Below are 23,407 nucleotides of genomic sequence, written 5' to 3'. Positions count from 1 at the left end.
CCGGAGCTACGGGCGCCGGGCCCTGCGCCTGCGGAGCTCCACGAGCGCCCAGCCGAGGGCCGTGAACGCGGCCGCCGCGGCGGCCGTCGGTGCGACCCGGTCCACGCCGGTGCTCGCCAACCGCGACCCGGGCGCGGCGCTCGGCGCACCCGGTGCGACCGGTGCGACCGGTGTCACCGCTGCCGCCGGTGCGACCGGCGCCGTCGGAGTCACCGCCGGCGGCGTCGGCGTCGGCGTGCCCGGCGCCGTCGGCGTCACGGGTGCCACCGGGGTCACCGACGCCGTCGGCGTGGGAGTCGGCGTGGGAGTGGGCAGCAACCGGTTGACCACGGTCACGGAGACCCCGGCGTCGAGGTTCTCGTCGTTCAGCACCAGCGGGCCCGACACCGGGTCGTCCGGCGCCGCGTAGCCCTGGGGCGCGCCGACCTCCTGCCAGTGGTAGGTCCCCGGCTCGGCCGTGGACGCGCAGACGCCGTCGGCCCCGGTCGTACAGGGCTCGCCGACCCGGGTGTCGGGCTTCGGCCCCGAGGTCTGCAGCCCGTCGGCGCCGTTCGTCTCCTTCCACAGCGCGAACGCCGCCCCGGCCAGGGGCTTTCCGTCCTGGTCGTGTTTGACCACGCGCACCACGCCTTCCTGCCGGCGGAAGCCGAGGTCGAAGGTGTGGTCGTTCTGGCCCGGTCCGCCGGTGGTCAGCGTCCGTTCCGGGTAGCGGGCGCCCTCCGGGACGGTGCCCTCGGAGTCCACGAAGCGGTTGTCGCCGACGCCCGCCTCGGTCGGCACCCACCGGTACAGCGGCCCGCCCGGCGCGTAGTCCGCCGGGTTGTCCATCCTGATCGTGTACGTGGTCCTCGGCTTCAGACCGCCGGGCACGTTCGAGTCGTCGAAGTAGTACTCACCGCGCGCTGTCGTCCTCGTCGAGGCGACCGGCTTGCCGGACTCGTCGTAGAGGTTGACGGTGGCGCCGGGGACCGGACGCTGGCCCGGGCTCTGGACACCCTTGCGCTCGGCGTCGTACCAGACCCGGTTGCCGATCTGCAGCGGCGCCTGGTCGCAGAGCACCTCCAGGTCGCCCATCGAGGCGCCCTTCCCGAAGCCGGGCCTGGTGCTGGAGGAGTCCGGGGAGTTCAGGCCCAGGCCGGAGCCGACGGCCCGGGTCCCGTCGCGGCCGGTGAACATCGTGCCGATGGTCCACATGACGTCGGTGGGGTCCACCGCCGAGACCGCGATGGAGTCCTCCACCTTCGACAGGGCCATGCCGGCGTAGGCCGCGTTCGGGTGGTAGCCCTGGAAGGTGCCCACGCTGAAGAACCTGGTCCCGCGCGCGGTCGTCCCGCAGCCGGTGTTGGTGTCCATCACGTACACGCCGCCGGACAGGCACGCCTTGTTCAGGTCACCGCCGGACGCGAAGCGGTGGTACGTCGAGGGGTCCCCGGTCCGCTGGAACGCCGTCGCCTTGTCGGCGAGCCGGTCGCGGAACGCCAGCAGCATGGAGCCGTCGGTCTCGAAGGCGATCTCGGCCAGCTCCGGCTCGGGGTTGGCGTAGAACCCGGTGCCGGTGCACTCCTTGCCGTTCTGCTGGGCGGGGATCGTGTCCGTCCACGGGAACCAGCCGGCCCCGGGGCAGGGGCCGCCCTTGGCCGAGATCTCGCGCGGGTAGTCCAGGGGCTGGTCCAGCACCGCCTCGCCGAAGGCCCCCGTCACCGGGTCGAAGGGCAGGACGACCGCTCGCAGGTCCGCGGCCTTCCCGGTCGACTCGCCCGAGCAGACACCGCCGAGATACCCGACGCCGTCCTGCAGCCCCAGTCCGAACGGACGCCAGTCCACCGACGAGGGGCAGCCCGGGTCCGGAATCGCGTAGGAGGCCTCCGGCGCCGACGCGGTCGGCCTGGTGGCGTCGTAGCGGTACAGCCTGCGGTTGTTGAGGTTGACGACGAACAGGTCGCGGCCGTCCTCGGAGACCTTCAGGGCGCCCAGGCTCTCCTTGCCCGCCGCGGAGCGGAAGGCCTCGTCGGCGGCGCCGACACCGTGCACCGACGCGCCGGCGTCCGGGACGGTGGCGAACAGCGACGTCGTCCTGTTCGCCACGTCGGTGACGTAGACCGCGCCGGCGCCGCCGGGGCCGTACGCCGTGTCCCGCTTGGCCAGCGCCGAACTGAACAGCCGCTTGCCGGGCTTGCTCCACCCCAGGCCGTAGACGGTGCCGGTCTCGGCGTTCGTGGCCACATCGGTCGTGTCCGTGTTGTCGCCGCGCGCCCCGTAGGGGAACGTCACCAGCGTGCGACCGTCCCGCGGCTCGTTCGTCGGGGGCTGGCAGGCCGTGACCAGCGGCGCGTTCTTCTGGCAGTAGTCGCCGGGATTCCACAGCCCCGTGGTGTACGCCACGTTCTTTCCGCCGCCGAGGTCGACGAACTCCTCGTTGCTGCTCAGCCGGCCGGGCGCACCGTCGAGCCCCTGCCGCGACGCGAACGCCGGGAAGAGCACCCCCGGCTTCGGGTTCACGACCTGGACGCGGTACATCCCGCTCGACGACCGGGCCGCGCCCGGCGCCAGGGTGACCGTGCCGTCGACGGCCGTCACCCCGGTGACCCCGACACCGTCGTCATTGGTCAGCGTCACCGTGACACCGCCCATACCCGGCTCCAGGACCGGACTCCACACCCCGGTGGTACCGACCGCCCGAACCACCCGGACCGTCACCGCCCCGTCATCCACCTGCGGAAACGCCGCCGGAGCCGCCAGCATCGACCAGCTGCCGACCCCCACGGCGAGCACGGCCGCACGACCCACCAACCGGCGGCCGGGGTTCATCTGTTCACTTGTAGGTGTCATTCCCGCTCTCATCGTTCAGGCGAAGCGATCCGCCTTGGTGAACCGAAGCTTAAGGGCGGCTCAACAAACACCTGACTAAGTAGTCAAATTGATGCCATATCACCCACTTTTCACCCAGGGCCCGAGTAGCACGCCGCCGCTGAACGGGCCGACCGGCACTGATCGCCTCGATGGCCTGGTTCTTCCCGGCACCCGGAGGATCCCCGGTCACGACTGAGTTTTCAGGCGTCCCACCCATGGAGAGACTCTTGAGTCCGCGCCCGGGAACACACCACAGGACCCGCGCGCGGTAGGCTTGGTGAGCATTAGCGCTGACTTAAAGTCGGCAGTACGGGACACTTCGCGAGGACAGCTTGGACCTCCACTACCGAGCGTGGCAGCAGGCGCTGGAGGACGAGTTCTTCGGCCCGGCTCAGGCAGGCCGCCTCACCCTGTTCTACGTCGACGACAACGTTGAGCGGGGGCTGCGGGAGCGCTACCGCATCGGCGTTCGACTGGCCGAGTGCGTGGGAAGTTTTCTCAACCCCGGCACGGACCGGCCCTACGCTCCAGTGGAGAACTACCGCTGGCGGAGGCGGAAGGAGGACAAGGGCGCGATACCCGCGTTCCTTCCGCTGCTGGCCGCCTCCGTGCTCGCGGCGACAAAGATGGTGAACGACGGCCACCACCCAGCGAACGCTTATCACGTTCGCTTCTCCGAGCTGCTGACCGGCCGTGAGGACCTGCTCGGCAGTGATGAGTTCGAAGCGGTGTCACAGATGTGGCAGGTCCTCGCGGACTGGCAGCACCGCCAGGGCACGACGCGGGGAATCTGCACCATCCCCGCTGCCACTGACCTGCCGCGCAACCAGTCGAGGATCGGCTTCCCGCTGTCCCAGGCACTGCTGAACGGCGGTGACCGGCAGGCGCTTCCGGAGATATTCGCCAAACTGCGCAGCCACAACTCCCACGCCTGGCCGCTGGACGGAGAGATGCTGCTGGCCACTCTGGAACAGTGGGGCTGGGACAGCAGATTCTCGGCAGGCTTCCGGCGGGCGAAGAAGGTTCCCGACCTCCGTCCGCACATCGCCCGGCTCCTGGGCAACCTCGCCGTATCCTGGGACAGCTCGGAGGCCAAGGCGGCCCGTGGCAGCGGGCGGACCGAGCTGCTCGTGAAGTTCGAGGCCGGGCGGCTGTCCTGGCTCGCCCGCGTTCCGGGCGCGGAAGCGCGGTACACCAGCCTCTCGGGCGGAGTCGTCCTGGAGCGCCTCGGTGACACCTCCTATTACTCGGTCGACGGGCTGGGAGTGCCGGACGCACGGAGCCTGGCCTGCTGGCTGGACGCCGGCTTGGGCGAAACGGTGCTGAACAGAGCGCCTACGCCAGTGCTGGCGCTCGGGCGCGACGACGTGCTGGGCACCTGGGTGAGCGTCCGCACCTTCGTCCCCGGCGAGGAGTACATAGTGCTGGCGGCGCCCGAGGCGCAGCCGGACGTGCGGCGCCTCCTGGACCGGGCCGCTTCCCCGGGCCGTACCAGGGAAGGAGGGCGACTGCCCTGGGTTCCCGAGCGCTGGGCGCTCCACACGCGAGTGGTCTTCGACTGCGCGGTGACGTTGCGCCAGGCACTCGGTGAGATCCAGGGCACCGTCGGCCTGCTCCGGCCCGCTCAGGAGTCAGAGCTGCGGCTGGTCGGTGGCCTGCGACTGGCCCCGCTACTGGAGCGGCAGCTCTACCTCGCTGGAGGCGAGCCCTCCGTAGTCGTCCCGGACGGCGCGTCGGAGGCCCTCCTCATCGATGGCAGAGAGCGCCCGGAACTGCGTGCCGCAAGGGCCCGTGGCGGCCCGGTGCCCCTGACAGGGCTCGGGCTCCACGCGGACGTTCACACGGTCTCGCTCGGTACCAGGGCGGTCCGGTTCACCACGGCCGAGGGGCTCCAGGTCCCTGCGGCAGTGGATCACCGATGTGGATTCGAGGTGTCAGGCTTCAAGGCGTCGGCGTACCCGACGGTGTGCGGGAGCGGGCCGGCACTGTCCGGCGCGGACTGTGCCGGGCACCGGGCCGCCGCTGTCCCCGAGGTGGTCCTCAGCCGCCGGGGCGCCGAAGCACTGCTGTTCGCCGCCTCCGACGGGAGGCTATGGCGCATCGCCTCCCCCGAACCGCCCGCCTGGCTGGCCGAGCGGTTGCCGCACGCGTCGGCGCCCTACCTGTTCGAGGCCGAGCTGCACTCCGTGGGCGGCTGGCTGCTGGAACGCCGCGCCGGACGCTGGCGCGGGCGTGCCGCCGGCCCCGGCACTCCGGATCCCGCCTCATCGCCGAATGCCGGTGCCTGGGCGGAAGCGGTCCTCGCGGCGCGGAACTGCACGACGGACCCGAGGTGGGCCGCATACGTCCGCGCGGCGGAGGAGATGGCCCAGTGAGCACGGAAACGATCGGCGACCTGCTGCTGCGCTGGCTGAGCGAGCGGCAGGGAGGTTCGGTGACGGCGCTGCGCGAGGGGGTCCGCAGCACAGCGCAGGCCTACGGCATAGGCACCACCGAGTACTCGGACTGGGACTGGGTGCGTGACCTGTCCTCCCTCGGATTCCTGGACGCGGACTTCCGGACAGACCGGTGGTCCGCTGCCCCGCTGGTCCTCACCCGTCTGCCGTTCTCCGATGGCCTGGCACTGATCACCGGCGCCCGCCCGGCCGCGGTGCGAAGGGCCCTAGACTCCGCCTCCGCGGACTGGCTGGAGCTGCTGGAGATCCCCGGCGAGACCCGTCAGGGCGCTGTCCCATTGCCGGCCACGCTCATGGTCCAGTACGACGATGCGGCACGGCTGGGCGAACTGGCGGCCCGCCTCGGGGCTGCCTACGTCCCCTGCGCCGCACTCCAGCTGGGCGCGCTCCTGCCGCGTGCCCAGGCGGAGGCCGAAGCAGCTCCTCCGGGCGGCGCCGGGCTGGACACGGTAGAACGCTACGACCTCACCGCGCGGCGGTTCGTCCCGGCCGGGTCACACTCCGAGGACGGACTGTACCGCTGGCGCGGCGCCGACCACACCCTGCTGGTGCGGCTGCTGCGGGGCGGCCGTTTCACCCGCACGGAGCGCGAGACGGGCATCTACCTCGAACTCGCCCGCCACAATGACAACGCCATGCGGTGGCGCCCGGAGACGGGCGCGGGGCGCACCCGTCTCGGACGGCTGTTCGTGGACCGCAACACCCCGCTGCCTCCCCTCCACGCCCGGGCCGCCGTGCTGTGCACGGGCCTGCCGCCGATCAGGGGGAACCAGGGCCAGACCCTGGCCTACGACAACGTCCCGCTCGTTCTGGCCGAGGCCTTGGCCGCCTCGCTGCTGCAGGACTTGCAGATCCTGCCGCCGCTGGCGGCCGTACCAGGGAGGGCAACGTGAGCGCCGACGAAGGCACTCCGACCAGGAGCACAGCACCCGGCGACGTCATCGGTACCTTCGGTGATCTCCGCCGGGCGCTGTTCCGCTATTACGACACCCCTTTCGGTGTCGATGACCTCTCGGTCATGAAGGAGCGCGGCCTGCTGCTGGACCGCGACAACGGCGCATGGCGCGAGCCGCTGATCGAGCTGCGCCCCCAGTACGCGGCCAGCGGGATGACCGTCCAGGAATCGTTCGCCGCCGCTGCCGCGCACCCGGACGCCGCCGACTTCGCCCAGTTCGCGCTGCCCGGTGGTGTCTCGAGCCTCTACCGCCACCAGCACGAGGCCCTGTTGGCGGCCTGCCGGGACGGCAAGGACTTCGTCGTCACGGCCGGAACCGGCTCGGGCAAGACCGAGGCGTTCCTGCTGCCGCTGCTGGCCGACCTCGTCGCCGAATCCGCCTCCTGGACCGGCAGCCGCGCCGTTCAGCGTTCCTGGTGGCGAGGCGAGGAGGAATTCCGGGCGAGCCGCACCACCGAGAGCGGCCACCCCGCGGCGGTCCGGGCCCTCATCCTCTACCCCACCAACGCCCTCGCTGACGACCAGATGGTGCGGCTCCGCAAGGCACTGGACAGCGAGGGCGCCCGGCAGTGGCTCGATGACCACCGGAACGGCCACCGCTTCTACTTCGGCCGCTACACCGGCGCCACACCCGTGTCAGGCAGCAGCAAATCCGAACCCGCCGTGGCCAGGCTGCGCGACTACCTACGGGCCCTCGACGCGCGCGAGCAGCGTGCCGAAAGCCGCCACCACGCCTTCATCCCGCGCCTGGCCGGAGCGGAGATGCTGAGCCGCTGGGACATGCAGACCGCACCGCCAGACATCATGGTCACCAACTACTCCATGCTCAACATCATGCTGCTGCGCCCGCGGGAGGCGGGCCTTTGGGCGGCCACCCGCCGGTGGCTGGAGACCACACCGGGGGCACGGTTCACACTCGTCCTCGACGAGCTCCACATGTACCGCGGCACGGCCGGAACCGAAGTGGCGTACCTGCTCCGGAATCTGCGCCACCGGCTCGGACTGGACTCCGCCCCGGAGAAGTTCCGGGTGCTGGCGGCATCCGCATCGCTGGAGGAGGGACGCGACGACGCTTTCCTCGAGGACTTCTTCGCGCTCCCCAGGTCCCGGACTCGGATCATCCCCGGCACCGCCCTGCTGCCGAAGCGCGTCGGCACCGACCTGTCCGCCCACGCGCAGCTCCTCACGACCGCCTCGGACGGCGAGCTGAGCCGCGAGCAGGCCCGCGGCCTGGCCGAGGCCACCGGCCTCGGCGGGGCGGTCCCCCACGTCCTTTCCCCTGGCGGGAAGCCCCGGACGCTGCGGATCTCGGCACTCGCCGACCAGCTCTTCCCGGGTGTCACCGCCCAGGAACAGCGCGAGGCGGCCCTGCACGGAGCGCTGCGGGTCCTCGGCGCGGCGGAGGACCCCGACCTGCCCAAGCTTCGGGCCCACCTCTTCTTCCGCAACATCGGCGGCGTCTGGGCCTGCTCTGACCCACAGTGCCCGGACATCCCGGTGGAGGCGGACAAGGACCGCCGGGTCGGCCGCCTGTTCGCCGAACCGGCCTCCCGCTGCAGCTGCGGTGCGCGGGTGCTGGAACTGCTGTACTGCCAGACCTGCGGCGACCTGATGCTCGGCGGGTATGCCAGCCCGGCCGACGCCCGGAAACGGCGGTTCACCGGCGCGCTGCACACCGATTTCCCCGAACTTGACCTGCTGCCGGACGAGGCGAGCGGCGTGCCGACGGCGGCAAACTACATCGTGTACTGGCCCAGGCCCAAGGCCCTCGGACTGGACAAGCCCGACTGGTCGGCCGGGCTGTCCGACAGCCGGGGCAGCGTCGGCTTCGAGTTCCGGCGCAGCGCGTACCAGCCCGCCACCGGGCGTCTCGTCAACAAGGACGTCGGGCACAGCGGCTGGTCGTTCCACATCACCGTTCCGGAGGGCAAGGACTCGAAAGAGCCCGCCCATGACCCGGCGCAGCTACGGCCCTTCCCGACCCGCTGTCCCGCGTGCGGTGACGACTGGGAGATCCGGCGGGACCGCGACGGCCGCCACATCCCGCTAGAGGACCCCGCCAGGCTCCGCAGTGCCCCGATACGCCGCATGCGCACCGGCTTCGACAAGATCAACCAGGTGCTCGCCACCGAAACCCTCGGCCACCTCCCGGCGGATGAGCGCAAAGCGATCGCCTTCTCCGACAGCCGTGACGACGCGTCCGAGCTCGCCAGCGGCCTCGCTCTGCGCCACTACCAGGACCTGCTGAGACTGCTCACCGCCAAGGCCGTCCGGGAGCAGGGCGACCCGTTCGCGGACCTGCAGCTGGTGAAGTACCACTATGCCGGTGAGCCGACCGACCGCGAGATGGTCAAGGCCGCCATGGTCCGGCTCCGCGACCGGAACCCGTCCGACTGGGGCAAGCTGAAGTCCATCCTCACGGACGACATCGACGCCGAGCCGGACCTGCTGCCCGATCTCGAACGCCGCTTCGCCAGTTTGCCGTCGCTCGACTCCCTCCCGGGCGACCTCGAAGGACTCCTCGTCGGCTACGGTACGAACCCCGGCGGTCCGTCCGCCTCACTGCAGCAGACCTCGGCCGGACAGAGCTGGACCGCGCTCTTCAACTGGAAGCGCAACCGGGAGTCAACTGCCGGGACACAGGCCCAGGGAGAGCTGCTGGAGCGGATCCGCAAGCGGCTGCGCACCGAGTTCCTGCATGGACTGTTCTCCAGCGCGGGGCGCGACTTCGAGTCTCTCGGACTGGGGTGGCTCTGCCTCCAGGACGACCGTGCACCGATCGAGGCGGCCGCCGGCGGCGACGACGGCCTGGCCCGGGCCAGCCTGCGCATCCTCGGCCAGATGCGCCGCTTCCACCAGCTGCGCGCCGGGCTGCAGAATCCGCCGGCTCCGCTGAAGCACTTCTGGCAGGAGGTGGCGAACCGCGACGGCACCGACCTGGACACGGTCATGGACCGCGTGCTCAGCGTCTGGAAGGACGCCGTAGTGGAGTACGTGATCAACCCCGAGAAGGTCGCGCTGCGCACCGGCACCGGCAAGGTCTGGGCGTGCACCAGTTGCCGTCGCCCGCACCTCCACCCGGGGGCCGGGCTGTGCACCAAGTGCCGCACCGAACTCCCGGCGAAGCCCGAGGAGTTCGAGGGGGCACTCGCCGACGACTACTACGCGTGGAAGGCCGAGCACGGGACGGGCGACTTCGCGCTGCGTACGGCGGAACTGACCGGGCAGACCGACCGGCTGGAGGCCCAGCGGCGCCAGAGCGTCTTCCAGGACGTCTTCCTCGGCGAACACGACGTCGAGGAGGCCGATGGGCTCGAACTCCTGTCGGTGACTACCACCATGGAGGCCGGCGTCGACGTCGGCCCGCTGAACACCGTTCTCCTCGCCAACATGCCGCCGACGCGCTTCAACTACCAGCAGCGCGTGGGCCGGGCCGGCCGACGGAACAGCCCGGTCGCGATCGCGCTCACGGTCTGCCGTGGGCGCAGCCACGACGAGCACTACTTCGCCCGCCCCGAAGCGATCACCAATAGCCCGACACCGCCGCCCTACCTCGCCCTGGGCATGCCGACGATCTTCAAGCGCGTGCTGCTCGGCGAGGTCCTGCGCCAGGCTTTCGAGGCGATGTCCGCCGCTGATGCAGACGCCCCGTCTCTGACGAACAACGTCCATGGCCAGTTCGGCCTCTCGGCCGACTGGACGCAGCACCGCGACGCCATCAGGCGCTGGACCACCGAGCACCCCGAACTGATCCGGGCGGCGGCGGCTGCTCTGCAGGCCCGCACCCCCGAGCCGGTCTCGTCGATCGACCCGGTGGCTTGCGTCGCGGGCCTGCTGGACCAGATCGACGGCGTCGCCGAGGAACGGGTCGGCCACGCCGAGCTGAGCCAGCGGCTCGCCGAGGCCGGGCTGCTGCCGATGTTCGGCTTCCCGACCAGGGCCCGCCTGCTGTATTGCAGCTTCCCTGACAAGCCCTTCCCGTGGCCGCCGGCCGACTCGGTCAACCGTGATCTCGCGGTGGCACTGAGCAAGTTCGCGCCCGGCAGCGAGACCCCGCGCGACGGCCGTCTGCTCCGCTCGAACGGCGTCGTCTCGCTCAGCCCGGGCGGGCGCCGGGTCCATGCCGCCGAGGATCCGTTCGGCCCGGAACAGCTGGTGGCGATGTGCCGGATCTGCGCCAGCGTCGATCCGGTACCGGATGGTGCCGAACCGCCGGACCGCTGCCCTGCCTGCGGCGCGGAGGGCAAGAACTACCGGGCCGTCCCCTTCCGGGAGCCCGGCGGCTTCCGTGCCGCACCCGACCCGCGCGACTACGACGGCACACGCGACTGGGGCAGCGGCTCAACCAGCACGCGCACCGCCGCCGATCTGGAGAGCACCGCGCCCCGGGTGCCGCGGCATGCGGACGACTGGCTGGTCGTGCACTGCGGCAGCGGCGACCGCTACGTGGTGAACAGCAACGGCGGCAAGCTGTTCCGCTTCCGCAAGGACAGCGGCAAGTGGAAGGGCTACTGGCACGTCGGGAACCCGCGGGCCGACGCGGACCTGCAGACCGCCCTCGGCGCCACCCAGCACACCGACATGCTGTTCCTCGGCGCGAAGGCGGCCGTGGACGAGCTGCGGGGCCTGCGCTTCGACATCTCACGCTCCGTGCAGCCAGACGGCTTCGCCGACGCCTACCACGGACGCCGCGCCGCCTGGTACTCGCTCGCCGCCCTGCTGCGGCGGGCCGCGGCACCGTACCTCGACGTACAGCCCGACGAACTGCTCAGCGGAATCCACGGGTCCCCGGCCCCGGTGGCGGCACCGGTCATGGCCTACCTTGCCGACAGTCTCGACAACGGCGCGGGTTTCAGCACCCACCTGGGATCGCCCGGCCAGATCGACGGGTTCCTCGACGCGGTGGACGACTACCTCATACAGTTCGGAGAGGACAGCCGGCACGCGGAGGCCTGCAGCAGCTCCTGCTACTCGTGCCTGCGGGACTACACGAACATGCGTCTGCACCCCCTGCTGGACTGGCGTCTCGCCCGGGACCTCGTCGGCACCCTGCGCGGCCGGAGCCTGCGGCCGGAGTCGTCCCGGTACGACGACCTCCTGCGCGGCTGGGCGAAGGAGGACCCCGCCGTCCGCCTGGAGGACACCGCCAGTGGCCTGGTCTGTATCCACACCTCGGACTTCACCGGCGAGCCGCTCGCCGTCGCGGTCAAACATCCCCTGGAGTCCTCCAGCACCGTCTGCGAGGCGCCGCGGCTGCAGCAGCTGCGGAAGGAGGTCGCCGCGGCGAACATCGCCGAGCGGCTCGCGTTCGTCGACGCGTACTGCCTTGACCGGACCCCCGCGGCCGTGATCGACGAGGTCCACAGGTTCGCGGAGGAATGATGGCGGAGAGCACCGGTGTCATATCCGTCGGCGGCACCGTCGGCCCCGCCGACGAGCTGGAGGGACTCCGCCAGCGTGAGCTGGACCGGCGAAGGGCGCTCGCCGAGGCACGTGCGCGCGGCGAGCGGCCTCCGCTGCGCGCGGGCGGCGCATCAGCGGCGGCCGTGCGGGGCCCCGCACCGACGGGAAGCCCGGCGCCGGTGGTCCCCGAGGGTTTCGCCGACGCGGGGGCGTGGTCGGAGGCCCTGGCCTTCACCCGGCGTGTCCTCGACGGTTCGGCCCCAGGCGCCGGACCGGCCGAATCCCTGACGGCGCACCAGATGGCGGCGGAAGTCGTCCGCGCCGTTTCAGCGCTGGCACCGGTCGCCGGAGTCTCGGTACTCGCCGAGGCCGCCGACCACGGAATCCCCGTCCTGGGCCCACCCGGCGCGAGCATGGCACGTGCCCTGCTCGCGAACACGCCCCGGGCCGTGCCAGGGGCCGCCGGGAGCGCTTGGCAGGTCTATCAGGACGAGCAGTCGATCAACGAGTTCCACGTTCCGGCGAACCGACAGAAGGCACTGCTCTCGGTCCTGCCGCTCGCCCTCCTGGACGACTTCGTCGACGAGGAGTGGATCACCGCCGTCCCCGAGCCGGACAGTTCCCCCCGAGCCGCCTACCTCCGGGCACGACTAGCGCCGGACGCCCTCTCTGATGAGGAACTGTCCCAGCTGGACTGGCCCTTGGAGCGTGAGCGGCGGGCCGCCGACTCAATCGCCGGGCCAGGGGACGACTGGCCCCGCTCGTGGCACCTGCTCCACCGGCTCCGGCGGGCCGATGCCCGGGCCGTGACGGAGGAGTGGTCCGGGCTCCCAGCGGACGTGCGGAAACTCCTCGGTGAGCTCCGAGCGGCGCGCCGGACCGGCCAGGTGAGTCAGGACCTCGCCGCCGACCGCTCGCTCTGGCTGCTCCTCGAACGCCTGGCTCCCGGCAACCGCAGCGGCTCCCGGCAGTTCACGGGCTGGCTCGGTGTCAGGAGGATGCTGCGGGCGGTCCGCCAGGCCCAGCTCGCTGAACTCCACGGTGAGACGGTGCGTGCGGAACACCTGCGGGCAGCGGCACGGGAATGCGCCGACCGGCTCGACCACGGTCCTCAGAACGTCCGGTGGGAGGCGAGGAACGTGCGCGCCTACCTGCTGGCCGCATCCGATCCCGGCAAAGCGCTCCCCTGTCTGGAACTCGACGCGGAGTCCCGGCCTCCCCTGCTCAAGGAGCTGGGCCAGTCCGCCGCTCACGCGCTTCAGCGCAACCGCCGCTTCCTCGCAAGCCGCTCGCGCCCGGAGCGCAACGGGCCACTGAACCCCTACCTCGTGCTGGGTGTCGAGGACGCCTCGCCGGACTGGAAGCAGTCCTGGCGTACGCTCCGTCGCGGACTCGACGAATCGGGGAAGGTCGCCGTCAACCAGGCCAAGGACGCCATCGAGGCCGCCCAGCGCGGGAAGCTGGAACTGGCACGATTCGTGCTCCCCCTCGCCCCGCACCGCTGGCTGGTGCCGCCGGGAATCAGCCGGCGGCTCGACCTGCCTCCTGAACCGATGCCGCGGCGGACCGAACCACCGTCAGACGCCGACCGGGCCTGGGCACGACAGGCCGCCGCGCGCGAAGTAATCTCCTCTGCCGCAAACCTCCTGTCCCGGCCTTCCGGACCCCCGCCAGCAGAGAGCAGCCCATCGTGAACAAGCAGCAGCCCCTGCGGAGCGCCGGTCACCGGAGCGACGCACCGAGACGTTCCGGAGAGGCCCTGCGGACTCGTGGGAGCCAGCTGCCGGAGATCGCCCCCGGTACCTTCGACGCGGCCGCGCTGCTGGCATCCGTCACGGAGTCCCTGCGTCCCGTGATCGACTCACAGCTCGAGCAGATCTCCGCTTCCCTCGCCACGTCAGTTTCCGCCGCCGAGGGTACCGACGTGGCGGCTGCGATCCGTACCGAGCTCGCACGCCGTCTCGTTCCCCAGTTCACCGAGGCGGTCCGCGGAGCGGTCATGGACGGAATGCGTGCCCGTCAGATGCATCTGGCCCAACTCGCGGCCATCGACCGGACCGCGCGCCAGACCTCCAAGCTGCCCGCACTGAGGGCACGGATCGACCACGAGATCACGAAGGCGGGGCTGGTCCGGGTCGTCGAACCGGACGACCTGACGCTCTTCAGCCTGGTGAACCCGGACCATGACCTCCCGGGCGGCAGCGAGGCCGCGGTCTTCTCGGTGACCTCTCCCGCCTACACCGACCGGGAGTCGGGCCGCCTTGTCGAGGCGGGCTGGCTGCGAGCCGACCCCGAAGGCCAGCAAACGCGCCTGACCCCACGCCAGAAGCGGCAGGCGCATCCTTCCCGGATACCGCGTCCGCCAGCTCCTGCCGCACCCGCCAAGGCAGAGGGAAGGGCTAAGAAGTCACCCCGCAAGGGGCTTCCCGCCCGCCCCCAGCCGCTCCCGCCCGCGAACCAGGAGACTCCCGGGCCCCGGCCTGCGCGCAGCCGCAGCGAGGCCGGGAATCAGCAGACTGGACGGCACCAGAAGGGCACCCCATGAGCTTCGGCATCGACTTCGGAACCAGCAACTCGGTCGTCGCCCGCTGGAACGGGATGGCCGCCGAGGTCGTCCCGGTCGACGGTGGAAACGTACCCGCGAACTGGCAGCAACCGGAGTTCGGGCAGCTGTTCCCCTCCGTCCTCTCCGTCCACGACCTCCGCCGTACGCTCTGCTCCGGGTGGGCGGCGAAGACCGGCACCAGCGATCCGCTCGACGCCGTCAAGCGGATGCTCGGCACCCGTTCCAGTGCGGAACGGGCCCCGGATGCCGACGAGGCGGCACTTCCGCACCTGGAAGAGCACCGGGTGTGGCTGGGCGGCGAGCAGTTCCGGAGCACAGCGGCCGCAGCGGCGCTCTTCAGCCACATGCGAGCGGGAGCCGCCAACGAGCTGCTGGAGCTGTCCGAGGCCGTCGTCACCGTCCCCGCCAACGCGACCGGCGGCGCCCGCTACCGCACGCGCGCCGCTGCCGCCCTCGGCGGCGTCAAGGTCAAGTCGCTGATCAACGAACCGACGGCGGCAGCGATCTCGTACGCCTACGACTATCCCATTCCGGGCCGGCTTCTGGTCTTCGACTGGGGCGGCGGCACCATAGACGTCACCGTCCTCGAGCACGCGGACGGGTTGTTTGAGGAGCAGACGTCGCGCGGCATCACCGCCCTCGGCGGGATGGAGTTCGACGAACAGCTCGCCAAGCTGATCCTCAGCAAGCTCGGTACCGCCCCGGAGCGGCTCAGCATGGCACAGCGCCGGCAGTGGCGCCGGCACGTCGAGCTCACCAAGATCGAGCTCTCCCGCCTGCCGCCGGACGGCTACGCCCTCTTCGAGACCCCGCCCAGCGAGCGGTCCCGTCGTGGCGCGCACGAAGCGAAGATCACGGTGGAGGAGTACACCGCCGAGATCTCCCCGCTGGTCGAACGGGCACTGCAGCCGGTCGAGCAGGCTCTCCACGACCTGGGCATCAGCTCTGCGGACATCGATTCCGTCCTGCTGATCGGCGGGACGTCCCAGATCCCGCTGGTCCGCGAGACACTCGGCCGGGTCCTGGGCCACGACCGGATCGTCGATCCGCGGCTGTGCCGACCCATGACGGCCGTCGCCCGGGGCGCGGCCATCTACGCGGCCTCGCTCGACGGTGAACTCAACGACCTCAGCGACTTCTCCCTGGTGAGCAACTACGACCTGGGAGCCGCTTTCAACGCCGGCCGGGAGCGTGGCCTCAGGTCGATCATCCGCCGCAACGCCACGCTCCCGGCCGAGGGGACATCGGCCTTCCAGCCCTCCGCCCCCGGGGCCACCTCCGTGCACGTCGAGATTGTCGAGGGCGAGTACGGATACTCGGCTGACAGCGGCCGGGCGTTCCCACTCGCCGCCTTCGACGTCCCGCTGCCGCAGGCAGAACACGACCCCGCCCGCAACCGGATCACCGTGCGTTTCCGCTACAACGAGAGCGGGATCCTCCGTTTCACCGCCACCCATGCCATCTCCGGGGTTCTCCTGGCCGAACGCGAGATCGACTCCTTCGGCCCCGACGGCACCCCGTTGCAGGACGGCCTGGCGGACGAGCTCACCAGACTGCTCGCGCACACCTCACGGCCGTTCGCCGACGCGCCGGAGACTGCTGTGCCAGCCGCCCCCGCAGCAGCACCCCGGGCCAGAGCCGTGGCCGACCGGGCACCGGTCACCGATGCTTCGGTGACCGTCAACGGAGAAGCCCAGTTCCTGGCCCCGTAGCCGCCGACCGCTCAGACCTCTTCCTCTTCGCACACGAGGTCCGTGAGAAACGGGCTGGGAGAACCGCTCCAGCTGACCGCCATGGCATCCCGCGCCCGGGTGCACGCGACGAACAGCAGACACCGCTCGGCGAGGAGGTCGGTCGCGTGCTGGAGGGGGTCGACGGATTCCGGAGTAACCGCCGACAGCAACGGGAGTACCGAGTCCGAGGCGCCGAGCACAGCGACACAGCGGAACTCCAGTCCCTTCATGGCGTGCATCGTGGCCACGCGCACGCCCGCGTCGTCAGCGCCGGGACCGTCCTTCAGCAGCACGGCGTCGATTCCCGCCGCCTTCAGACGGGACATCGCCTTGGTACCGAGCTGCCGGAACCTCGTACACACGGCGATTTCCGCCGAGGGGACATCAGCGGCTAGCCACTGCTGAACCCGGTCAACCAGCGCGGTCAGCTCCGCCTCCTCCGAGGCGTAACCGTGGGCGGTTGGACGGGCTCCATGGAGGAGCGAGGTGTAGTCGGTGAGGCCACCGTCCGGCTGGTCGCCCGACAGGTCGTCCAGTGACTGTGCGGACAGCACCGCTCCGGACCAGCGGAGGATCTCCTCAGTGTTCCGGTAGTTGAGCCGCAACCGGAAACTCCGCCCGGCAACGGGAATGCCGAGCGCCGCGAAGGACACCCTGGAGTCATAGATCCGCTGGTGGGGATCGCCGGTCAGGAAGATGTCATCCGGCCCCTCGGCGACCGCCGCACGCAGGAGACGCCACTGGGCAGGGTGGAGGTCCTGGGCCTCGTCTACCACGATGTGCCGGTACCGGGACGAGCCGGGCTCTGCCGCCCGCAATATCCGGGCCGCCTCCGCGCACAGGCGCAGCTGAGTACTGCGTCCTTCCGCGTCGAGCTGGCCGGTGAACTCCTCCACCGCCTGCCAGAGCAGCGGGCGCTTCGCCATTGCCAGCTGACCGCCCCGCCCCTTGCGCTCTGCGGCAGAGTACTGCTCCTCGGTGAGCAGGTCCTGGGCGAGGATGACGTGGCGGTACTCCTGCATCAGGAACTCACCGGACCACGGCAGGCTGAGCTTCTCGGCGACCGCCCGCCAGCGGTTGCGCTCCTCACCGTCGTCAAGAGCATGCGGTACACGGCCGGAATGCTCGCGCAGGACCTTGAACGCCAGGGAGTTGACGGTCCCGGTCTCGACGCGGGCGAGCGCCGCCCGGTCGTCGAGCAGCCGTGACAGATTCTCCCGCAGGATCGCGGCGAGCGCGTTCGTATAGGTGGTCAGCAGGACATCGGGCTGGCTTCCCTTCCGCGGCCGGCCCAGCAGGTGCTTGACGCGGTGAAGCGCGACGACCGTCTTGCCCGTCCCGGGGCCGCCGGAGAGCTGGACCGGACCGGTGTAGGAGTCGCGGTACGCGACCCGCCGCTGCCGGGGGTGCAGAAACACCCGCCAGGCAGCGAACGGCTGGGAGAGCATGTGCTCGAGCTCATCCGGCCGGGACACCACGACGATGCGGCTGGCAGTGTTCGAGATGGCGGTGGATACGTCGCGCGAGTCCAGTGGCCCGGGGTCGGCCGGACGGCGCTGCGAGACGATGTCGCTCCACACCTCCTCCGGTGTGAACCCTTCAGCGAGGTACTGCAACACCTCGCACTGGTCCTCAGGGAACATCGGTACGAAGGCATCGAGCTGGGCCTGATCCGTGAGCGAGCGCACCGCCGGCAGCAGAGCACTGTCGATACCGAGGTCACGCAGCACCGTGTCCGAGTAGGCGTCGAATAGTCGGCACGGTGCGCCGGCTGCCACCCGCTCCAGCAGCGGTGTGATCTGCTCGATGGCCTCGACGTTCCGCACCTCCAGCCCCCGGGTCGCCGAGTTCACGCTGAAGATCCGCTTCGCGGCCCACTCATACGCCTTGTCGTGCTGCAACACGTTCACCAGCAGGAACGTCGTTCCCCCGTCGTCCGGGGCAAGCACAACGCCTCGCCAGAAGCCAGTGATGCGGATGGTCCGCAGCCGCGGATCCCTGGCATTCTCGACCGACTCCAGGTGCAGGCCCTTGTCCTGGTGGAGCTCCGCGGCGCTCAGCTGCTGGAACTTCACCACCGCCTTCCGTACCCCGGCGCGGACGTGCTTCTCCAACTGCTCGTACTGCTCCCAGAAGGAGACGGAAAGTGCGAGTTGCGGCATCGGGCTGGCCTCCATCAAAGAGTGCGGCAGTGATCAACGTACCTGCCGGCACCACCGGAGCCTGTGGCGCATGGTCAGATCCTGAAGGAGCTGTGCTTCTTGGCTACCGACCCCTGAACGGCCCCGCACCGCCGTCCATTAGCTGGTGCGGATCGTCCAGAAGCATTCTGGCCCGGGAAGAACCATCAGAACGTCTCACGCCGCCTGTGCGTGTGTGCTGCAGCTGATCAGTGCCCGGGCGTCCGCGTGGCTACCGGAGTCCATCAGGTGACCAACCACTGCGAGGACGACCCCATCGGGCCGGCTCACGACCTTTCGGAGGAGCGTGTCGACCGCCTCGGTGAGGCCCCGGCTACGGCACGCCTGGATGGCGGCGGCGGACTCCACCGCAGGCGCCTCGCCGCCGGCGTACTCCAGCATGCCGATGGCATGCTCGTACCGACCGCTGTCCAGGTGCAGCGCCAGCTCGTCGACGGGCCAGTGCAGATCCGCGATCTGCCCGTTGCGCCGGTCCCCTTCCACGGGCGGGACCGGCGCAACGGGCGGCGCGCCGGTCCCGCCTTCCAGCGCCGCCAGCGTCCCTCTACGCGTGCCATCAAGGGCGTCGGCGGCCGGCCTGTCGGCTGCGGCTTGGCTGCTGGCGGCGGAAACGGGCTCATGCCTGCCCGAGGCGCGCTGCAGGAGGCTCCGCAGGTCGTCCACGGCCACTACTTCAGCACCGGCCTTGTGCTCCGCGAGCCGCTGGAGCTTGAGGACCGTGTCCGCGTCGGGAAACAGGAAGCTCCCCGACGCTAGCCGATGGAGGGCCGAGCGGGAGCTGTGGATCTGGCCTGCGACGCCGCGGAGCGACCCGCCCGTGGCGTCCAGCAGGGTGCGGACCGCCTGGGCGAGTTCGCGGCGTGCCGGGGGAATGGTGAGTGGCAGGGCCTTCATCTGACCGCGTGGAGGCAAGGAGTGCTCCCCGGAGCTAGGGGGGTCAATAAAGTGTCAGCCCATCTTGGCAAACGCCTACGACAGTCAAGCGATCCTACGGCTCGACAGGGACACCGCGGGACACCGGGCGAAGCGGGACACCGAGGGACAGGGGGAGCCTTCCCATGTCCCCGGGACGTGCGCTTCGCTTGAGGAGCAGGCGGAACCGGAACGCTGGCAGCCCACCAGGGCCGTCACTGCGCTGTACACGAGAGGACCCGAAGAGCATGGTGGTCGCAATCCCGTCCTGGACCGACGAGGCACTCGGCACCAAGAAGCGCGTCGCGCTGTGGCTGGTGCAGGAGATCGGACTCGGCAACGTGTTCACCAAGGAGCAGCTGCGGACCGCATTCGAGGGGGTCAGCCAGGTGGACCGCCGCATGAGGGAGCTTCGCGACCACGAGTGGCAGATCGACACCAACCGCGAGGACCCGGGGCTCGACCCCAGCGAGCACCGCTTCGTGAAGCAGGGGGTCCCGGTGTGGGAGCCCGGTCTGGGAAGCCGCAAGGCTACCGAATCCGTGGGAGCAGTACAGCGCCGCGCCGTGCTCCTGAAGGACAACTTCCTGTGCCGAACGTGCGGCATCGGCAACGGTGAGGAGTACGCCGACGGACACGGCGCCACCTCTCACCTGGACATCGCCCGACGCCCGGTCGCCCTGCCCGGCGGCGGCACCGAAGTACAGCTCGTCACCGAGTGCAACCGATGCCGTGTCGGAGGGCGTGACGCCGCCGCGGACCTGGGCGCCTTCGCGTCGGCCCTGGCGCAGCTTTCGGCCTACGAGCGCAAGATCCTCTCTGCCTGGATCGAACAGGACGCCCGCGGCTTCAATGAGGTCGAGAAGCTCTGGGGCGTCTACCGCACCCTGCCGGCCTCGGCGCGGACCAGCGTCCGCGACATGCTCCCGTAGTTCCACCCCGAGCGGCACCGGAACGCCCCGTGCTGTCCCTCTCGCGGCCCTGGCAGTATCTGCATCGCTTTCACACACACGAAGGAGCACACACGTGTTGATCGACTTCGGCCAGCCCCACGAAGCCGCCGGCAACCGCGAGCTCGTGGCCCACCGGCTGAAGGAGCTGCGCAACGGTAACGGGGTCCCGGAAACGCTGACCGTCGAGTGGCGCGGGAAGCCCGCCCATGTCGAGGTCATCGACATGCCGGTCGAGGTCCTGCGGTACAACCCCGGCACGCACCGCATCCGCGCTCAGCGCGCCTACGACCCGGCCCGGGACCGGTCTCTGAGCGAGGACCCCTGGAGCCCGGAGAGCCAGGACTACCTCCACCACCTGCTGAAGGCCCTGCCGGCCGACCCTTCCAAAACGGACAAGGCCTTCGAGGAACTGACGGACAGCCTGCGCGAGTACCGGCAGAACGAACCCGGACTGATCACGCACGAGGGCATCCTCGTCAATGGCAACACCCGCCGCGCTGCCCTCAAGGAGCTCGGCGAGACCAGCATGCGGGTCGGCGTTCTGCCGGAGAGCTGCGAGTGGAGCGACATCCACGCCGTCGAGCTCTCCCTCCAGCTGCGCCCGGACACCCGGCGGAACTACTCCTACATTAACCACCTGCTCGCCCTGGAGGAGCAGGTGGCGCTCGGCAAGCCGCTGTCGGGGATCGCCAAGAACTTCCACACCACGACGCCGGCCTGCGACCGCGACCTGTGGATCCTGTCCCAGCTCCGGGACCTCATCAGCCGTAGCGCCACTGGAACCGTCTCGCTGCGGCTGATGGACTTCGAAGAGGCGAAGGAGCGGTTCTTCGAGCTCTACCGCACCTACAACACTGAGTCGGCGCGTAACCGGGAGGGTGCCGACCTGCTGAAGGAGGCACGGCTCGCGGCCATCGTGCTGGAGTTCGCCAAGACGGATGTCCGGTTCATCCAGCCCGACTTCCAGGAACGATTCCTGGACCAGCGGCTGCCCGCAGATCTCAGGCCCGCCCCGGCTGCCCGCACGGCCGCGGCGGTAGCCATCCCCGGCCTCGGCCGGACCGTCCAAGCCGCCGGTGCGAGCGTCGCTGCGGCCAAGGCCCTCACCGATTCCCTCCTGCAGGCCAAGGCCGTCAAAGCAGCCGGCACCGCCGTGACCCCCGAGGAGCGGTCGGCCGCGGCCGAGGTCTACGACCGCACCCGGAAGATCTTCAACGAGGCACTGGAGTTCGCCGGCAAGGACTTCCGGCTCCGGAAGAAGCGCCTCGCCGCCCCCGACCGCGTCACCGATGCCTGCAAGGATCTGGAGCAGTGTGTGACCGACCTCGTCCTCGCTCGCGGCAACGGCAGCCTGGACGAAGGGGCGTTCGACGACGCCTTGCTGCAGCTGCGCACCATCATGGAGCGCGTGGCAGTCGAGGCAGGCAAGAGCGTGCCGCTCCCCGGGGACGGCCTGACCTGGCTCAACAGGGCAGTGGGCAGGCAGCAGTGACGGAGATCCAGACCGATCCGTCGCTGCGGATCGCGTTCGACGTGTCGCGGACCCGTGTCGTCCTGCGCACCACGCCCGGGCACGAGCAGGACTTCGCGGACCTCGCCGCGCGTATTGCCCCCGGCGGCCAGCGCGGGCCGCTGGTGGGCGAGTTCGACCTCGACGACTTCCTCGACCGCATCATCGAGCTCGGCTCCTGGCGCCACGACGGCGTCGAATGGGAGGAAGCGCTGGTCCGGCTCGTCACCGGCGTCCTCGACGACGCCGAGCGGGCCGAGCAGACCCTCCGCAGCGACACGAACACCCTCCAGGGCGCGGTCGCGCCGGAGGACGTACCAGGTCTCCTGGGCGACAGCTGGACCGGAGACCTCACCCCTTTCCAGCTCCGCGATGCCGCGCAACTACTGTCACTCGGGCACGGCGCGAACTTCAGTGTCCCCGGAGCTGGCAAGACCCGTGTTTCACTCGCCGTCTACGCCGCCATGCGTGAACAGGGCCTAGCCAAGCGGCTCCTGGTCGTCGGACCCAAGTCCGCCTACGAAGCATGGCAGACCGAGAGCCAGCTCTGCTTCCGCACACCGCCGCGCATCGCCGTCATGGGCCGCACCCCCGACTACGGCGCAGAGGTCCTGCTGGTCAACTACGAGCGCTTGGCCCGGGCCGTGCCCGGGCTCGCGTCCTGGCTGGGCGCGGCACCGTCGATGCTGGTGCTCGACGAGGCTCACCGCATGAAGCTCGGCGCCAACGGGACATACGGCTCTGCCTGCCTCGCGCTCGGGCCCACCGCCACCCGGCGGCTCATCCTCACCGGCACTCCGGCCCCCAACGGGGCCCGGGATCTGGAGAACCTGCTGTCGTTCGTCTGGCCCGGCCGCGGCAAGCGCGTCGTCTCCGACGCTGTACGCGGCGGCGACCTCGCCTACGCCAGTTCGGTGCTACGGCCGCTGTTCACCCGTACCACCAAGCGCGAGCTTGGCCTGCCCCCGTTCGAACCCAGGGTCCGGTACGTCAGCCTTCCGCCGATCCACCGGGAGGTCTACGAGGCGCTCAAAGGCAACTTCTCCCCACGGGCCGAGGCTTCCCGCGCGGACATCGAGGCTCTCGGGCGGGCAGCACTGCGCCTGCTCATGGCCGCAACCAGCCCGGCGCTCCTGGTCGAGGGCAGCAGCCCGCACGAGCCGCTCGCCTACCGGGTGCCGGCGCTGGAGGCCGCGCCCGGGGAGTCTCTCCACGCGCTCCTACGCGACCTGCCCCGCTATGAGCTCTCCCCCAAGTTCCAGGAGGCCGTCCAGATCGTCGCCGCCAACGCGGCAGCGTGCCGCAAGACGATCGTGTGGACGACCTTCGTGCGCAACATCACCACGCTGGCCGACCTTCTCTCCCCCTACTCCCCGGCCGTCGTCCATGGCGGCACGGACAACCGGGACGAGGAGATCAGGCGGTTCCGCGAGGACCCCGACTGCATGGTGCTGCTCTCCAACCCGGCCACCCTGGGCGAGGGCATCAGCCTGCACCAGGTCTGCCACGACGCGGTCTACGTCGACCGCGACTTCATGGCTGGCCGTTTCCTGCAGAGCCTCGACCGTATCCACCGCTTGGGATTGGCCCCCGGAACCGAGACGAGGGTCACCGTCCTAGTCGCGGAAGGCACCATCGACGAGGTGGTTCAGCTGCGTCTCGAAGCGAAACTGGAGTTCATGGGCAGCATCCTGGACGACCCGGAGGTGCGCCAGCTCGCAGACCTCGTCGAAGAGCCCGTCAGCAGCGCCGGCTTGGACCTGGCGGACATCCGTGAACTCCTGCGCCACCTCGAACCCCCGGCCCTGCCGGACGGGCAACTGCGGGGTTAGGGCCGGGGCCCGTGACCGGGGCGGGCCTCGGAGCGC

12 protein-coding genes are annotated in these 23,407 nt (G+C 70.5%); 9 read left to right on the top strand and 3 right to left on the bottom strand.

Annotated elements, in window-relative coordinates; translation table 11 throughout:
- Positions 1 to 6: 6 nt before the first annotated feature.
- Entirely contained in the window at positions 7 to 2,631 is a 2,625-nt protein-coding gene (locus ABT093_RS17310; protein WP_350565017.1) for an SdrD B-like domain-containing protein, read from the bottom strand.
- A 551-nt stretch (positions 2,632 to 3,182) separates the two neighbouring features.
- Between ABT093_RS17310 and ABT093_RS17305 the strand changes: the two genes are divergently transcribed.
- Genes ABT093_RS17305 through ABT093_RS17280 form a run of 6 tightly spaced genes read left to right on the top strand, consistent with a single transcriptional unit; the run spans position 3,183 to position 15,942 of the window.
- On the top strand, positions 3,183 to 5,225 hold the full coding sequence (locus ABT093_RS17305; RefSeq protein ID WP_350565015.1) for a hypothetical protein: 2,043 nt from the start codon (positions 3,183 to 3,185) through the stop codon (positions 5,223 to 5,225).
- Positions 5,222 to 6,199 (top strand): hypothetical protein, encoded by a 978-nt coding sequence (locus ABT093_RS17300; protein WP_350565013.1) that lies wholly within the window; start codon positions 5,222 to 5,224, stop codon positions 6,197 to 6,199. The genes ABT093_RS17305 and ABT093_RS17300 overlap by 4 nt, the downstream gene beginning before the upstream one ends.
- Positions 6,196 to 11,643: a DEAD/DEAH box helicase gene (locus ABT093_RS17295; protein WP_350565011.1), complete on the top strand. Its 5,448-nt coding sequence runs from the start codon at positions 6,196 to 6,198 to the stop codon at positions 11,641 to 11,643. Before ABT093_RS17300 ends, ABT093_RS17295 begins: the two co-directional genes overlap by 4 nt.
- Positions 11,643 to 13,358, top strand: coding sequence for a hypothetical protein (locus tag ABT093_RS17290; RefSeq protein WP_350565009.1), 1,716 nt, complete (start codon positions 11,643 to 11,645; stop codon positions 13,356 to 13,358). Before ABT093_RS17295 ends, ABT093_RS17290 begins: the two co-directional genes overlap by 1 nt.
- Positions 13,355 to 14,209: a hypothetical protein gene (locus tag ABT093_RS17285; protein WP_350565007.1), complete on the top strand. Its 855-nt coding sequence runs from the start codon at positions 13,355 to 13,357 to the stop codon at positions 14,207 to 14,209. Before ABT093_RS17290 ends, ABT093_RS17285 begins: the two co-directional genes overlap by 4 nt.
- Positions 14,206 to 15,942 carry an Hsp70 family protein gene (locus tag ABT093_RS17280; RefSeq protein WP_350565005.1) on the top strand — a complete coding sequence of 579 codons (1,737 nt, stop codon included), beginning with the start codon at positions 14,206 to 14,208 and terminating at the stop codon, positions 15,940 to 15,942. Before ABT093_RS17285 ends, ABT093_RS17280 begins: the two co-directional genes overlap by 4 nt.
- 11 nt (positions 15,943 to 15,953) lie before the next feature.
- Here ABT093_RS17280 and ABT093_RS17275 read toward each other — a convergent pair whose 3' ends face one another.
- Both ABT093_RS17275 and ABT093_RS17270 read right to left on the bottom strand, forming a co-directional pair.
- The gene (locus ABT093_RS17275) at positions 15,954 to 18,125 is read right to left on the bottom strand and encodes a UvrD-helicase domain-containing protein (RefSeq protein WP_350565004.1); all 2,172 of its coding nucleotides are present in this window, start codon (positions 18,123 to 18,125) and stop codon (positions 15,954 to 15,956) included.
- Positions 18,126 to 18,320: 195 nt separating this feature from the next.
- Entirely contained in the window at positions 18,321 to 19,058 is a 738-nt protein-coding gene (locus ABT093_RS17270; RefSeq protein WP_350565002.1) for a hypothetical protein, read from the bottom strand.
- Positions 19,059 to 19,324: 266 nt separating this feature from the next.
- Between ABT093_RS17270 and ABT093_RS17265 the strand changes: the two genes are divergently transcribed.
- The 3 genes from ABT093_RS17265 to ABT093_RS17255 all read left to right on the top strand — a co-directional run bounded on the left by ABT093_RS17265 (position 19,325) and on the right by ABT093_RS17255 (position 23,371).
- A complete protein-coding gene (locus ABT093_RS17265; protein ID WP_350565000.1) occupies positions 19,325 to 20,008 on the top strand; it encodes a KpnI family restriction enzyme N-terminal domain-containing protein in 684 nt (227 codons plus the stop codon).
- Between the two features lie 94 nt (positions 20,009 to 20,102).
- Entirely contained in the window at positions 20,103 to 21,521 is a 1,419-nt protein-coding gene (locus tag ABT093_RS17260) for a ParB N-terminal domain-containing protein (RefSeq protein ID WP_350564998.1), read from the top strand.
- Between the two features lie 5 nt (positions 21,522 to 21,526).
- The gene (locus ABT093_RS17255; RefSeq protein ID WP_350565069.1) at positions 21,527 to 23,371 is read left to right on the top strand and encodes a DEAD/DEAH box helicase; all 1,845 of its coding nucleotides are present in this window, start codon (positions 21,527 to 21,529) and stop codon (positions 23,369 to 23,371) included.
- Positions 23,372 to 23,407 lie beyond the last annotated feature (36 nt).

Source organism: Kitasatospora sp. NPDC002551, from assembly GCF_040296005.1.
Classification (GTDB): Bacteria; Actinomycetota; Actinomycetes; order Streptomycetales; family Streptomycetaceae; genus Kitasatospora.
Note: the sequence above shows the minus strand (reverse complement) of the source record. Positions and strands in the feature narration are given on the sequence as shown.

What these genes read in the sequence shown, in the direction of transcription:
- ABT093_RS17310 (WP_350565017.1), bottom strand. Translation starts at nt 2,631, where the DNA reads ATGGGCGGTGTCACGGTGACGCTGACCAATGACGACGGTGTCGGGGTC.
- ABT093_RS17280 (WP_350565005.1), top strand. Translation starts at nt 14,206, where the DNA reads ATGAGCTTCGGCATCGACTTCGGAACCAGCAACTCGGTCGTCGCCCGC.
- ABT093_RS17270 (WP_350565002.1), bottom strand. Translation starts at nt 19,058, where the DNA reads ATGAAGGCCCTGCCACTCACCATTCCCCCGGCACGCCGCGAACTCGCC.
- ABT093_RS17275 (WP_350565004.1), bottom strand. Translation starts at nt 18,125, where the DNA reads ATGCCGCAACTCGCACTTTCCGTCTCCTTCTGGGAGCAGTACGAGCAG.
- ABT093_RS17290 (WP_350565009.1), top strand. Translation starts at nt 11,643, where the DNA reads ATGGCGGAGAGCACCGGTGTCATATCCGTCGGCGGCACCGTCGGCCCC.
- ABT093_RS17265 (WP_350565000.1), top strand. Translation starts at nt 19,325, where the DNA reads ATGGTGGTCGCAATCCCGTCCTGGACCGACGAGGCACTCGGCACCAAG.